The sequence below is a fragment of the Pedobacter sp. SYSU D00535 genome (genome assembly GCF_017355855.1).
Classification (GTDB): Bacteria; Bacteroidota; Bacteroidia; order Sphingobacteriales; family Sphingobacteriaceae; genus Desertivirga.
On the sequence record NZ_JAFEWD010000018.1, the window covers coordinates 1 to 13942 of the forward strand.

Here is a 13942-nt window from a genome sequence, read left to right on the forward strand (position 1 = left end):
TATTACTTCTTTCAATACCTGTCATTGTTTAGCTAAAGCAGAAATGCCCAGGCAAACAAAAAGAAATTAAGCGTTAGTAAAAGGCCGCAAGGCTTTGAGCTATCAGCTTACACCTTCTTCAGGTGCCTATATCGGCGGTGTCCACCTCTTCCCATTCCGAACAGAGAAGTTAAGCCCGCCAGAGCCAATGGTACTGCAGTAACATGTGGGAGAGTAGGTCGGTGCCAACCTTTATTCAGCAACAAAAGCCCGGTAGTGATAACTATCGGGCTTTGCTGTTTTATGGCCTGTTGAGATTCGTTTGCCTGCTGCTGTTTTGGGGCGTTCGAGTGTCGTCGTAGTAACCCGAACTCCACCGCAGGGTCCGAATTGAACAATCAGACTTAGATGGTTGTGGAGAATGAGGATGATGATAGAAGAGAATGTAATATTTTTAAACTAAACAAATTCATACTTTCAAAACCATCTTTTTGCTTAGTGGTTCTTATAACAGGCATAACTAAAAAAATATAGTATCTTTGCCGACTTGAATAACACCATGAATATTAGTTACGGCGCTAGAAGAGAAGTGATGCAGCATATCGAAAAGTATATGCTAGAGAATATGAACAATTATCTGAAGCCAATTGATACTAATTGGCAACCTTCCGATTTTCTGCCGGATTCTTCCCACGATGATTTCTTCGAGAAGGTACGTGAGATGCAGGACTCGGCAAGAGGCTTGTCATATGATTTAATTGCTGTTCTTATTGGTGATACCATCACTGAGGAAGCTCTACCGACTTACGAATCATGGTTGGCAATGGTAGAGGGGGTTTCCAAGAATGAAGAGGGCGGTTGGATGAAGTGGTTGAGGCATTGGACGGCCGAGGAGAACAGGCATGGTGATTTATTGAATAAATATTTGTATTTATCAGGACGGGTAGATATGAGGCAAATGGAAATTTCTACTCAATATCTTATTGCCGATGGCTTCGATATCGGTACCGATCGTGACCCCTACAGGAATTTCATCTACACTAGCTTTCAGGAGCTGGCTACAAATATATCCCATCGAAGAGTAGCTTCTTTAGCTAAAAAAGACGGAGATACATTGCTTTCAAAGATGTGCGGTGTTATTGCATCCGATGAAGCACGCCATGCTAAGGCGTACAAAGACTTTATTTTCCAAATACTTCAAGTAGATCCAAGCGAAGTGATGATTGCTTTTGAGGACATGATGAGAAAGAAGATTGTAATGCCAGCTCACTTCTTGAGGGAAATAGGTAAAAAGGCTGGTGAGACTTTTACTCATTTTGCTGACGCTGCTCAAAGGTTAGGAGTTTATACAGCTATTGACTACGTAGAAATTTTGGAGGACCTGATTAAGGATTGGCAAATCGAAAGTGTCACAGGAATGAATGACGCGGGAGAGCGAGCGAGAGACTACATTATGAAGCTGCCGAACAGACTTATTCGAATAGCTGAGAGGATAAAGGATCCTGGCTTAGCTTATAAGTTCAGTTGGATTCACAGCATGTAATAAAAAAGGGGAGACTGAGAAGTTTCCCCTTTTTAGTTCAGTCGTTAGGCTCGTCCTCATCAAGGATATTTTGTTCGCCGCCCATACTGCTTTCGCCCCATGATCCAGCTGGAAAGCCTTCTTTCTCTTTTTCCTGTTGGAGATTCTCTTCATCCGAGGTACCACCATACGATACTTTTCCTTCAGTAGATTCGGGGTTTCCCTGTATCTGCTCAGCCTTATCCTGGTTTTCCTGATTGTTTTCTTGATTTTCTAACATATTGGTAGATTTTAGATTAATTACTCGTCGGTAGCATCCGCCTTGTACTGCACGTTCTGGGCAGTACCCTCGTCCCAGTCTGCCTTATTCCCACTTTCGATGGGATTGGGGTTGATGCCATTGCCGTTCGCGTTACTTAAAATAAACTCTTCGGCTTGGGCGGCTTCGCTTTGATTCTTTTCTTTTTCCTGCTCTTTGTCTGTCATGATTCAGTAGTTGGTATAGATGGATAACAAGAACCGTACCTCTTGTTGTTTTAGTCTGTGTCAAATCTATGCAGCAGGAGTGGAAAGATGAGGAGTTCTGAAAATAAGCCAGCAATGAGTGCAATACTAGTTAGAAGTCCAAATAGCTGAACCGTTTTTAAAGATGCAAACAACATGAAGGAGTATCCAGAAGTAAGGAGAATCGCAGTAAGTATTACCGCCGGAAGCACGTGACCTGCCGTAAGTCGGCGAGCTTCAGCTGCTGTACGACCGCCTTTTTTTAACGTGTTATAATGGTAGATATAGTGGATAGTATCATCGATAGCGATTCCAAGTATAATTGCAGCGATGCTTGCTGTGGCTGTATCAATATATATCCCAAACCATCCCATTATCCCAAACATGATCAAAATTGGAATAATGTTTGGAATAAGCGCGATAATGGCTAGCCGGATATTTTTGAGATAAATCATAATCAAGGCGGCCACTACGAGTAGTGAAAGCACGAAAGAGTTTATTTGGGATGTTGTGACGTATTTTACAATTGATGTATACATCGGTTGGTATCCTGCCGGCTCAACTCGTGCATACTTCTCCAAAGTGTTAGCTGCAATTGTCCCAATGGTATCCAACTTTTTACTTAAACTCATCGCCGACGTCATATGGCCCGAAATAGTTATCCTCCCGGTTTTCCCACTAATAAACTGTGGATATAAATCTGGATAGAACCTTTGGAAGGTTCGGTCGGCAAGCTTCACAGCTCCCTTGCTTTGTATCGCGATGTCTGTTTTCTCCCCGTGTTCGCTTTGAAGGATCCCTTCGTAAAATGAGTGAAAACCTAACACCCGCTCCACGCCTTTTAGTTTTTTGACCTCGGTCTCAAAATCCTTAGCCGCCATTACCAGTTGAGGATCTTTCAGGGAGAAACCAGCTTTAGGTTCTATAGTGAACTCCAAAGGCATGTACGCTCCCCAAGTGTCTTCAATACGGTGATTATCTGTAACGACTTTGTTTTTGGGAGGGAAGTAACCTAAGGTGTACGTGTCGGATTTCAGCTTAAAGATACCTAGGCAGCAGAATACAACAAGTGCTATTGAGATGAGGCTGAAAAGTTTCTGCTTTCGGACTACCAATTCAGCTAAAGTAGTTGAAAGTCTGGCTGCAACCTTGGTACTGTAGTTTTTTGATCTGATGGATGGAAGGAGAATTACGCCAAGGAGGTAGGTAAAGACAAAGCAGAAGCCTACACCAATGGCGGCAAAAACCCCAAAGGTTTTAAGAATCGGCATTGGGCTGCTGAGAGCTGCTAGAAAGCCTGCCATAGTGGTTAAAGAGGTGAGCAGGCAAGGTTTAAACACGGCACTTAGTGCCTTCAATGCCCTTTCTCTGTCAGTCCCGGAAGCTTTTGTTACCAGTGCGTACTCGTTTAGTACGTGCATAATATCCATTACACCTAACAGAATAAATATCATGGGAAGCAAGATTGTCATTAGATTTAAACGAAATCCGCAAGCCCCATAGACGCCGAAAGTGAGCCAGGTGGATAATGCCACGGTCGCGATAGCATATAAAACTGCCAGGGGACTGCGGTGCAATAGAGAGAGGACAAGGAACATTAATGCATATCCCGAAAAAAGAAAGAAGCCAAAATCCTTTTCTGATAGCTTGTTTAGCTCCGTGTAAATGATGCCTACACCTCCATAAAATGTTTGGTCATTATTTAGATGCCTGCTTACTGTATTTTTAATTGCTTGAAGTATCTCTCCACGTCGATTTTCAAAATCTGTTATATTGCCGGGAGTAATGATAAAACGAGCGGTTTTGTAATCGGGAGAATAGAGCTGATTCTTTAGCAGTGGAATAGCCGCCAGCCTTTTTTTAATTTCACTGGAAGCAGATCCCGGCGAAAGTAGCGGCTGAGAGAAAAAGCCAAGTTCATCTTTTTCGATCACTTTTGCATTCCCTGGCCCTAATACGCGATGAACTTCCGGTCGAGCCTCAAGAGCTGCCGTAAGGGCTGGAAAGAGGCGATTGTATTTGTGCGAAATCAGTCCAGCTTCATCCCTAACAATCATTACGATCACTTCATCATTTCCGAAGAGACTTTTGTATTGCTTATAATTCAGGAGAGCGGGATCCTCTTGAAGGAACCAGATATCAAGACTATTGTCTACAACCAATGCCTTTTTTACTTGCGGAAAAAGCAGTACGCAGGCTGTAATGACAAGTGTAAGGAGCAGGTATCTTGCTTGAGACAGTAGCCGAATCATTTGTGTGAAGTCGCTATTAATTTTTATCTTTCACAATACTCACAAGATATGAATTTTAAAAACCTTTACGCTTATTTCAATGAAAGATTCCCTATCGTTAACATGGCGCTTTTCGCTATTCTCTTCCTCACGGTTTACTCGGTAGCTTTGCATTTTGAGACGAAAAACGAGGCCTCTTTCAGCTGGGTGGATGGTTTAGGAATGGTAGCTACGATCTTTTTCTTTTTTCGCCTGAGGTTTTTTGACGAAATAAAGGACTTTAAGATCGACCTGATTAACCATCCGCATCGAATTCTTCAGTCGGGGAAGGTGAGTCTGACACATCTAAGAGTAGTCACAACTTTAGGCACTGCTATAGAGTTGCTCTGGAGTGCTTTGATGGGTATCCCTACCTTATTAGCCTGGCTTGGCGCCTTCGCCTTTAGTCTGTTGATGCGATATGAGTTTTTCTTGTCACGGGTTTTAAATAAAAATCTGTTGCTGTATGCTATAAGCCACATGATGGTGATGCCTTTAGTAATCTTTTGGATCTGGACTGCCTATACAACCATAGCAGGGACCGCCTACATTTTATTGGGTCTGCTGAGTCTTTTCGGTGGCTTTTCTTTTGAACTTGCCAGGAAAATTCACGCACCATTAGCAGAGAGGGAAACTGTTGATTCCTATTCAAAGTCACTAGGTTATGTCCCGTCTATTCTGCTCGTGCTTCTTGTTGTGGGAGGTGGAATTGTCGTGCTTTTCATCCTACTCATTTCAATGAACTCAGAGCTCTGGCCCTTTTTTCTTATTGCCGGCCTGTTTCTACTAACCGCGGCTCTTTATTTGTACTTGTTATTCCGACCTGAAGAAAAAAAGCTTCGAATTGCAGAAGTGCTCGTATCACTGTTTATGCTCTTTAGCTACCTTTCAGTTATTGTTGAGGCTAATTTCTGAACATGGTATTATCTGATTTTAAAAAGAGAGGGAGGGGCACAATCGGTGGAAAGGCGGAAGGCTTGCTACACCTAAAAGAGTTGAAGCTGGATGTGCCCGATTTTTGCGTTATACCCGCCGAAACTTTTGATGAACTTTTTTCTGTTGAGAATGGAGCAACGCTGAGGCGAGAGAGATTATTAGCTTTTCAATTTGCAGATGAGGATATAATAATGCTACATTCCCTTGTTTCCGCATGGGGATTTCCTGAGATCCCCTTAGTTGTGAGATCATCTGTGGCTGATGAAGATGGAACCTCCGATGCCTTTGCCGGGCTTATGGATACATTCATGAACTTGAAAGCCTTCGATAGCGTACTTAGGGCCATTAATTCTTGTGCAGCTAGCGCCTACTCTGAACGAGCCCTGAGTTACCGCAAACAAAAAGGCCTTTCGCTAAGTCCTCGACCAGCAGTTGTGATTCAAAGACAGGTGCATGCTGATGCGAGCGGTGTGATTTTTAGTACGTTTCCAGATTATCCTCAGGAACTTGCCATACATGCTGTCATCGGTTTTGGTGAAGGTTTGGTAGGAGGGAAACTGGAGCCGGACGAGTTTTATATCGACAAAAGAACAGGTATATTATCCAGGGAAAAGATTGTGAGGAAAACTCATTCATTCAGGGCTTCCTGCAAGGAAGGGTTAGAGGAGACAGAGTTGTCTCAGGAAGTTGGAGATGCGCCCTCACTACGAGCAGGGCAGGTTGAGCAACTGTTCCAAATTGCTAGCCTCCTCGAAAGAGAGTTAGGTCGCCCGCAAGACGTCGAGTTCGTGATGTCCAATGGGACACCTTTCATCGTGCAGACTCGTTCAATTACTGCACCTATTCCTCCGGTAGTTGTTTATGATAATTCAAATATCCAGGAAAGCTACTGCGGTGTAACAACTCCACTTACTTTCAGCTTCGCGAAAAGGGCTTATGCTACTGTTTATCGCCAAACTATGAATGTACTTGGGCTGCCTGAAGGGGTGATTAGAGACAATGAAGAGGTAGTTGCAAATCTGCTCGGTCTGGTGAAAGGCCGCATATATTACAATATCAATAACTGGTATCGGGGACTGCAGTTGCTGCCATCGTTTAAGCAAAACAAGGAGGATATGGAGCGAATGATGGGCTTGGAAGAACCGGTAGATTTCATAGAGGATAAAGAGAAAAGCTTCCTGGAGAAACTTCGGCTGTTACCACAATTGCTAAATCTGATTCGGCTGGTCGCCGCGTTTCGCAAGCTAGATAAATCGGTGATCAAGTTTAGGAATAATTTTGCGGCCTGGTATTCCCACTTCTACGACCAGAAATTTGAAGAATTAGATTATAAAGAATTGATAGCCCAACGGAAGGCGCTTGATAAGAATGTGCTGGAGAAATGGTCCACACCCATTATTAATGACTTTTATGTAATGATGATGAATGGGAGAGTCAGGCGGAGCCTGCTGGGGTTAGGCATCAATGATCCGGAACAATTCTTAAGCCGCTTGTATTCCGGGAGCCAGCAGGTAGAAAGTATACAACCTATTCTGGAAATGCAGCGACTTGCTAGAATGGTGATAGCCGACTCCGAGCTAAGGAAACTAGTAGAAGAAAGTCCGGAAGCGAGTTTTGAAACCATTCCGAGGTGCTTTCCTGAATTTTATAAGGAAGTGCTTACCTTTCTTGATAAGTACGGGGATCGGACTGCAGGTGAACTAAAACTAGAAACAAGAACGATGAGGACCGATCCGCTGCTCTTCTACCGGCTTCTGAAAAATCAGATAGAAAGTGAGGGGTTGGGTTTTGGATCAGAGTTTCGAGACGGAGCAGTTGCAGAGCTGGAACAAAAACTAGCGGGCCGCTCACCTTTTTTCCGGTCGAAGGTGTTAAGCAACCTGGAAAAGTTGAAACGTTCAATTCAGTTTCGTGAATCAATGCGTCTGGAAAGAACAAGGTTATTTGGCATGTACCGGCATCTCTATCTGCTATTAGGCGAAATGTTGGCTGAAGAGGGTGTGATTTCAAACAAAAGGGATATCTTTTATTTGACGGAGGAGGAGATTTGCGAGGGAACAAGTTCGGACAACAGGCTTCGGATGCCGGGACTAATTGAAAACCGGAAACAGGAATTTGAAGGATATCAGTCTGAAGATATACCCTCCCGGGTGATAGTTCCCTCGGCGCCGGTTACAAATACGGTAAAACAAGGTCATGATATAAATCTCCTCCAAGGTACTGGTTGTACTCCGGGACAGCTGATTGGAGAAGTAATCGTTGTTAAAAATACCGACCTTGATTTTGATCCGCGGGGCAAAATCGTTTGTGCTTTAAGGACTGATCCTGGCTGGGCCGTTATATTTCCTTCCTGTGCCGGGGTGTTGATTGAGAAAGGTTCGTCTTTGTCGCACTCCGTTATTTTACTCAGGGAGCTTCAGATTCCCGCTATTATCAATATCCCCGGTTTAACCACCATCCTTAAAACCGGAATGACCGTTCGAATGAATTCCTCCACTGGTCTCATTGAAATATTAGAAAATGGGGATTGAACGATTAACATACCGAGGTGTCTTACCTCCTTATTTTTTTCGAATTGGCCAAGTTCCTTATCAAGATCTCCCTTTTTGCCCCTTCGAGGAGCCGGAGCTGACCGCTGCAATATTTCAATTCGAGACTCGACGGAATGAGACCCTTCTATATTCAGATGGAGAGCAGCTTAGATTAGTTGGAATTTTTCCTGAAAACTCCCCGGAGGCTTACTTTGGATTTTGGGAAACAGTAAATAATTTCAAGCTGAATCAAACAGCGTTTTCATATCTTGAGGATGACGCTATTAAACGCGGAAGAAGTGTTATTAAGGGACCAATTAATTTCAATACCTTTCACAATTACCGTCTTCGGATCGGGATTGATCCATCCTGGATTTCTTTTGATCGAGAGCCCGTAAACCCTGATTATTATCCCATCTTTCTGCAGCAACTTGGTTACAAGGCTGCAACGCTGTTTGAAAGTCGGTTTGTAAAAAAAAAAGATGTAGAACAGTTTTATACTGATAAAAGGAAATTTTTGAAGGAGGTAAAAGATCTTCCTTTTGAAATGATTCCTATAACGCCGGATTCCTGGACAGAATACCAAACAGCAATCTATGAGTTTGTAGAGGCTAGCTTCGGACAAAATCCTGCGTTTAAAAGAGTTTCGGAAGAACAATTCAGGCTACTTTACAACCCGGGTTTCGCAAAACTACTCTGTCCCTATTCCTCGGTGATCTTCAAGGAACGGGGGGCGAAAGTCCTGGCAGCTCTGAGCTTCTGCCAACCAAATTATTCCAGCTTAAAAATACCCTATTCACAACTCGATTTCAGACTTCATTTTGAGTTGTTGAAACAAAAAACGCTTTTGATAAAAACGGTGGGGGTGCACCCCGAATATCGGAACAGAAACCTGATGAGCTACCTGGGAGCTTACGCGATGTTATCTTTTCGCGAGCATTACGAGGATGCTATTTTTTGTCTTATGCGATCCGACAACGTTTCCCGGAATTTTAGTAGGGGGCTTCAGTATGAATCCACTCAATATGCCCTCTTTCAAAAACGATTGAAGTAGCTGCAATGACTAATTAAGTCAAAATAGCTATTCACCACTCTTGGGATGAAAGGATAGGGGCTAACAGAGTGCGCCATCATATACATCCCAAGCCGGTGCAGACCGAAGTCGAAAGCGGAAAGATAAAAACCTCTGTGGAAAGTATCTTGGTCTTCAAAGATCGGAACCAGTTTATTCAATTCTTGTCGGTAGAATTCTAGATATTCTTCTCTAAGATGATAACGATCTTCGTCCAGAACAAAGCAAAGCAATTCTACCACGTCGTACTGTGGCAGATGGAAGGTAGCCAACTCCCAGTCGTAAACACACAGGTGCGGTTTCCCATCTATTACCTTGAAGCAAGTGTTCCTGGGATTAAAATCGTTATGAATAAATGTTTTAGGGTGTTTTTCTAGTTCCGACCAGTAGGCTGGGATCTCATCAATAATCTTATTTAAGGTCGCCACTCGGTCTGGAGTGTATAAATCAGCACTCTTTTCGGCGGCATTTTTAACGAAGCACTGCCATAGCGCTTTCAGCTCGTTCATGTAGGCGAAAGATGGCACATCCGACCAGTAGCGGGAGTTGATGGAAGGCCGCTGAACTAAGTGCCGGGCATGCCAGGCGGCGATGGACCGTAAACTTTCTTTTAGGTACTCGTCTGTCCATTCGGTAGGCTTCATGACCGAGTTAATCAGTTGAACATCCTGCAGATATTCCATCAAAACAACATAAGTGTCCGATTCCGGATCCGTGTAAAGACCGTAAATTTCCGGAGTTAGCGTTGAAGGAAGCTTGCTGTAAATCTCTTGCTCCCGGACATGAGTGTACTGAAAGCCGGTAAGGCTTTTAAACTGATCATAGACTTCAGCTAAGGGATTGCTGCAGGCTTGAGCTAAACTATTCAGCATTTCCACAATCTCATTACCGTGGGGTTTGATCTTCATCACCATATTTCGTTCGAATACCTGGCCGTTTTTTTCATAGTTAACGGTAAAAGCGAAATGACCGATCAGCCGTTCGCTCCTTCCAGCCGTTAAAACAGATAAAATACTGGCGGAATTGTCGATATCAATAGGTTTAAGGCTTCTTACCCGCAGTGAAGCCCCGGGGCAGTGATGCTGCATCATGTGCTCTATAAAATCAGAGCTTAATAGATTTACTTGCATTTTCAATTGTGCTTTCGGATAAGTCTGCAGTGCTTTTTGTTTCTAAGATCCGTACATTTTTGAAATAAAAGCAGGCCCTAGGGAGCCGGCTGTTTTTTTCTGAAAGAGAGACATTTATTCTTTCATAGCTTTCATTGTTGGCCTGTTCATTTAGCAAATTCCAAAAAAGTATCTTGCGCCGGCGGGAGGAATCCAAAGAAAGAGCTGTGTAAACATTGTCAAACTCTTTCGCGCTTGTGTATTCAAATATGTTGGATAAGGATGCCTTTGAGATTGTTCTGCCCTGCTCTGACAGTAAGAATTCTACGGCTTCTCCATCGATAATCCTGACCTTTCTGACAGCTTGCTTCAGGAAGGTAAAGTTGGCTTCCTGATAGCAGGGAGGTAAGAGCTGTTGTGGTATGTTTTCGGGGCCAAAGAAAAAGAATCGCAGAAAGAAATTTTCCGAAGCCAGCGACGATCTTATCTGCGCGACTAACCGGTCGTAAAAAACCTGCCCGCAACTATCAGTAGCATACTGAAAAAGTCGGGGATCTCTTCCTTTGCTCAGGTTCGTCTTGTCAAAATAGGAGATGAACTTCTCACTGAATTCGGTGCCGTGCAGATTATTGAAGAAATATTCCTCCTGCTGAGCAAGATCCTTGCAAGTAAGTAACTTTTTTAAGATGAGTCGGAATTGCTCATTAATGCTGCCGAGGAATGCAGTAATATAACGTTCCAGTCTCCCAGCAGTGACTATGCCAGCTGGATTGGTGCGGAAGAAAGCATCCCAGTATTGCTGATGGTCGGGAGAAAGTGATGCCCTGACGGTGTTCCAGGCGGGCGCAACTGCATCGGCTCCTGCAAACCCTACCAGGGAAAGAAAGGTCTCGTGATCAAAATGCTGTATCAGGTGGATCTTAAACTGAAGGAGCTTGTTTTGCTCGGAATTAAGATCAATAGCTATTACTTCTGCAGGATTTTTTAGCAGCGTGTTTAGAACATTGCAACCAGCGGAGGTGATTACCAGTACTGTATCATCTGGCTGAATGTCCAACGACTCATACAACGTGGTTGCATCTTCCCAGACAAGTGAATATCGAATCTGGTCCAGCTCTATTTTCGAAAACTCAGACTTCATTTTTTAGCTTACTATATAAAATTTTCGAGTGATGCCTTTTATCTTTGGGGATGTAAGAGCTGGCTTTGACTCTTATAAAAATACCTTTTGGGAACTGATTTTCCAATTCCTGCTTCACTTCCTCCTCCAGGGCCGTCCCCGTAAAGATGACATCAAAACCATCACGACGAGAAAGCGCAGCAGCGTCAGTTATATTCGGAAAATGCAGGAGAAAGTGTTCGACTTGGTAGTGCTGTATCCCCCGATGAATGCGCTCGTTTCCCTTCCGCCCCGTGAGAAATAAGCCACCGTCCTTGATATAGCCAAAATCTCCAGTAGAAAGCCAGTCGCCGCTATTTGTAGCCACATGTGCGCCTTTTACCTCAATTTCACCTACCGGGATTTCATCTGCTCCTGATTGAACGGTGCCAATTGCTCTTACCCTCAATTGAATGCTTGCGTGTATAGTGCCCACCATGTATCCCGCCTTCACGTCGGTTTGGATCGCTGTCACCTCCCTGATAGCTATAGGTTCGGCTTCCGAAGAACCGTAAATGATAAAAAGGCGGCCCCTCGGGATGTAACGCTTTAACGCTTCACATAGAAATTCGGGTACCGGAGATCCCCCAATTCCAATAGCTTGTACGAGAGGAAGCGTCGTGTCTGTTTTCTGCAAATGGGATAGTATCGCCTTAAAATAAAAGAAATTGCCTGTTAACGTTGTTACTTTCTGTCCGATGATCTGTTCAACCACTTGAGCCGGATCAAGATTTTCTAAGCTGAAGCCGGGGATGGCAGGCAAGACGCTTACCGTAGCCAAAGAAAGGTTATGAAGCAAAATATTGGGGAATAGCGGAAAGTCCACTTGGTTAGAGTCGGGCGGAAAACACGCTGCTAATACCTGGTGTTGTGCCGATAGGACGCCATGGGTCCTTACGATCGCCTTTGCAATTCCCGTGGATCCGGAGCTATAAGAGATCAATGCCGCTTGCGTTGCAGGTACTTCCTCCAGTTCCAGTTTCGTATGCTCCACTGTTTCGATACCTTCTGTAGGAAGGATACTAATGCCAGCCAGCTGTGTAGCTACTTTTAAATAGAAAGGAAGCGGCTTTGCCATGAGTACTTTCGATATGCCTTTTGCTCGTACCAGGGCAGCGATGTCCCAAATTGAAGATCCGGCAGGAGGTAGTACCGGGATTGCACCAACTGTCCACAAAGCAAGCAATCCGCTAAGCAGTTCGGAATTGACAGGAAGTAATAGCAGAACTTTTTCTCTTTTTGAAACTTTTTTCGCTTTCAGATGCCCCGCAAGGGAGCCCACCCGATTTAAAAGGGCTTTTCCTGTACTTGTCTCTCCTGGCTCTTCCCCCCAGTAAATAAGCTTTTTATCGGGAAAGCTGCGAAGTGTTTTGTGAATATGGTGGAGAAAGTTCATAAAGTCAGGTTCGGATAGTATTTTTAGATCTATGGTTTGCTTGCCCAATGAGTTAGGTCCCCTGAAGGTATAACAAAGTTTTTGATAAGGCAAATGCTGCCCTATTGAGGCATTCGAATGGCGGGGGATACCGGTTTTTGGTAAAGCCTGAGGCAGACAGCGGAGTGGAGGCTGAGTGTATTGGTTCTAGACCTTAAAAATTTAAATTTATCCGTGTTGACCAGTGCACTGGTCTAAAGCGTCCAAGATGATTGCACAAGCTTTCCTGATCTCTTTTTCAGCAATGATTAGAGGTGGGGAAACGCGTAGTGCTGAATCGCAATGAAGGAACCAGTCAATGATCAATCCATTTTTTGCGCATAGGCTGCTTACAGCTTCAACTTGTTCAAACCTTTCCAGTTGTATTGCCATCATAAACCCTATTCCGCGGACTTCCCTAATAGCCGAATGCCTCAGCAGCTGCTTAAAAAGTGCGGCCCGTTCTGAGATTCCTTCCAGCATATTTTCCTCCAGAATTGTTTCCAGCGTTGCCAGACCAGCTGCACAGCAAACCGGATGACCGCCAAATGTGGTGATGTGGCCAAGGATCGGATTCTCTTTCAGTACACTCATGACTTCCGTTCTGGCTATGAACGCACCGATCGGCATTCCCCCGCCAATGCCTTTGGCAAGGAGTAAAATGTCGGGTTCGATGTTATAATGTTCAAATGCGAACAGTTTCCCCGTACGGCCGAAGCCTGTTTGAATTTCGTCCAGGATCAGCAAAGTACCGGTTTCATCACATTTTTGTCTCAGGGCCAGCATATATTCGTGGGTAGGGACTCTAATACCAGCCTCTCCCTGAATTGTCTCGATGATAACACAAGCCGTTTCTGAATTGATGTATTCCAGGTCACGAAAACTATTAAATTCGATAAACTCAATATCAGGCAATAAAGGCTGGTAGCCCTGTTTGTAGTAGTCGTTTCCCATGACACTGAGGGCGCCCTGAGTACTACCATGATAGGCATTGTGACAGGAAATGATCTTACGGCGCCCCGTATAGCGCTTCGCGAGTTTAAGAGCCCCTTCGGTTGCTTCGGCTCCCGAATTAACGAAATAGACTGAATCGAGAGGCTTTGGTAAAACCGATACTAGTTTCTGGGCAAACAGTACCTGAGGCGCTTGTACAAACTCTCCATACACGGTCACATGCATGTATCGATCTACCTGGTCTTTTATAGCCTGTACAACCCTTGGATGCCTGTGACCGACATTACTAACCGCAAAGCCCGAAACAAGGTCAATATATTCCTTTCCATCAGGCCCAAAGATGTGAACACCCTCGGCCTTTTCTATTTCAAGCAGGCGGGGCGAACCAGAGGTCTGTGCATTATTTAAAAGGAATAACTGACGGTGACTTAACATGGTTCAAAAATACAAAAGCCGCAGAGATATACCCGCGGCTTTTGACCTTAACTAAAA

General features: G+C 44.1%; 11 protein-coding genes and 1 rRNA gene. 5 read left to right on the forward strand and 7 right to left on the reverse strand.

The features are described from left to right. Nucleotides 1–118: 118 nt before the first annotated feature. Together rrf and J4N23_RS20410 are read left to right on the forward strand one after the other, a co-directional pair. Nucleotides 119–230, forward strand: a 5S ribosomal RNA gene (gene rrf, locus J4N23_RS20405). Between the two features lie 308 nt (nucleotides 231–538). Further along, complete coding sequence (locus J4N23_RS20410) at nucleotides 539–1522, forward strand: acyl-ACP desaturase (RefSeq protein WP_207429704.1); 984 nt, start codon at nucleotides 539–541, stop codon at nucleotides 1520–1522. A 37-nt stretch (nucleotides 1523–1559) separates the two neighbouring features. On the opposite strand, the gene J4N23_RS20415 is transcribed toward J4N23_RS20410, so the two are convergent. From J4N23_RS20415 to J4N23_RS20425, 3 genes are read right to left on the reverse strand one after another with little or no spacing between them, the layout of a single operon-like run. Continuing rightward, nucleotides 1560–1781, reverse strand: coding sequence for a hypothetical protein (locus tag J4N23_RS20415; RefSeq protein WP_207429705.1), 222 nt, complete (start codon nucleotides 1779–1781; stop codon nucleotides 1560–1562). A 20-nt stretch (nucleotides 1782–1801) separates the two neighbouring features. Next, on the reverse strand, nucleotides 1802–1987 hold the full coding sequence (locus tag J4N23_RS20420) for a hypothetical protein (RefSeq protein ID WP_207429706.1): 186 nt from the start codon (nucleotides 1985–1987) through the stop codon (nucleotides 1802–1804). A gap of 50 nt (nucleotides 1988–2037) precedes the next feature. Further along, a complete protein-coding gene (locus J4N23_RS20425) occupies nucleotides 2038–4257 on the reverse strand; it encodes an RND family transporter (protein WP_207429707.1) in 2220 nt (739 codons plus the stop codon). A 48-nt stretch (nucleotides 4258–4305) separates the two neighbouring features. On the opposite strand from J4N23_RS20425, the gene J4N23_RS20430 reads away from it, so the two are divergent. From J4N23_RS20430 to J4N23_RS20440, 3 genes are read left to right on the forward strand one after another with little or no spacing between them, the layout of a single operon-like run. Then, the gene (locus J4N23_RS20430; RefSeq protein WP_207429708.1) at nucleotides 4306–5190 is read left to right on the forward strand and encodes a UbiA family prenyltransferase; all 885 of its coding nucleotides are present in this window, start codon (nucleotides 4306–4308) and stop codon (nucleotides 5188–5190) included. Between the two features lie 2 nt (nucleotides 5191–5192). After that, a complete protein-coding gene (locus J4N23_RS20435) occupies nucleotides 5193–7742 on the forward strand; it encodes a PEP/pyruvate-binding domain-containing protein (protein WP_207429709.1) in 2550 nt (849 codons plus the stop codon). Next, a complete protein-coding gene (locus tag J4N23_RS20440; protein WP_207429710.1) occupies nucleotides 7732–8796 on the forward strand; it encodes a hypothetical protein in 1065 nt (354 codons plus the stop codon). Before J4N23_RS20435 ends, J4N23_RS20440 begins: the two co-directional genes overlap by 11 nt. On the opposite strand, the gene J4N23_RS20445 is transcribed toward J4N23_RS20440, so the two are convergent. From J4N23_RS20445 to J4N23_RS20460, 4 genes are all read right to left on the reverse strand, one after another. Continuing rightward, a complete protein-coding gene (locus tag J4N23_RS20445; RefSeq protein ID WP_207429711.1) occupies nucleotides 8778–9944 on the reverse strand; it encodes an aminoglycoside phosphotransferase family protein in 1167 nt (388 codons plus the stop codon). The genes J4N23_RS20440 and J4N23_RS20445 overlap by 19 nt on opposite strands. Further along, nucleotides 9919–11064 carry a DUF3419 family protein gene (locus J4N23_RS20450; protein WP_207429712.1) on the reverse strand — a complete coding sequence of 382 codons (1146 nt, stop codon included), beginning with the start codon at nucleotides 11062–11064 and terminating at the stop codon, nucleotides 9919–9921. Before J4N23_RS20450 ends, J4N23_RS20445 begins: the two co-directional genes overlap by 26 nt. Then, a complete protein-coding gene (locus J4N23_RS20455; protein ID WP_207429713.1) occupies nucleotides 11054–12478 on the reverse strand; it encodes a class I adenylate-forming enzyme family protein in 1425 nt (474 codons plus the stop codon). Before J4N23_RS20455 ends, J4N23_RS20450 begins: the two co-directional genes overlap by 11 nt. A gap of 207 nt (nucleotides 12479–12685) precedes the next feature. Further along, a complete protein-coding gene (locus J4N23_RS20460; RefSeq protein WP_207429714.1) occupies nucleotides 12686–13885 on the reverse strand; it encodes an aspartate aminotransferase family protein in 1200 nt (399 codons plus the stop codon). Nucleotides 13886–13942 lie beyond the last annotated feature (57 nt).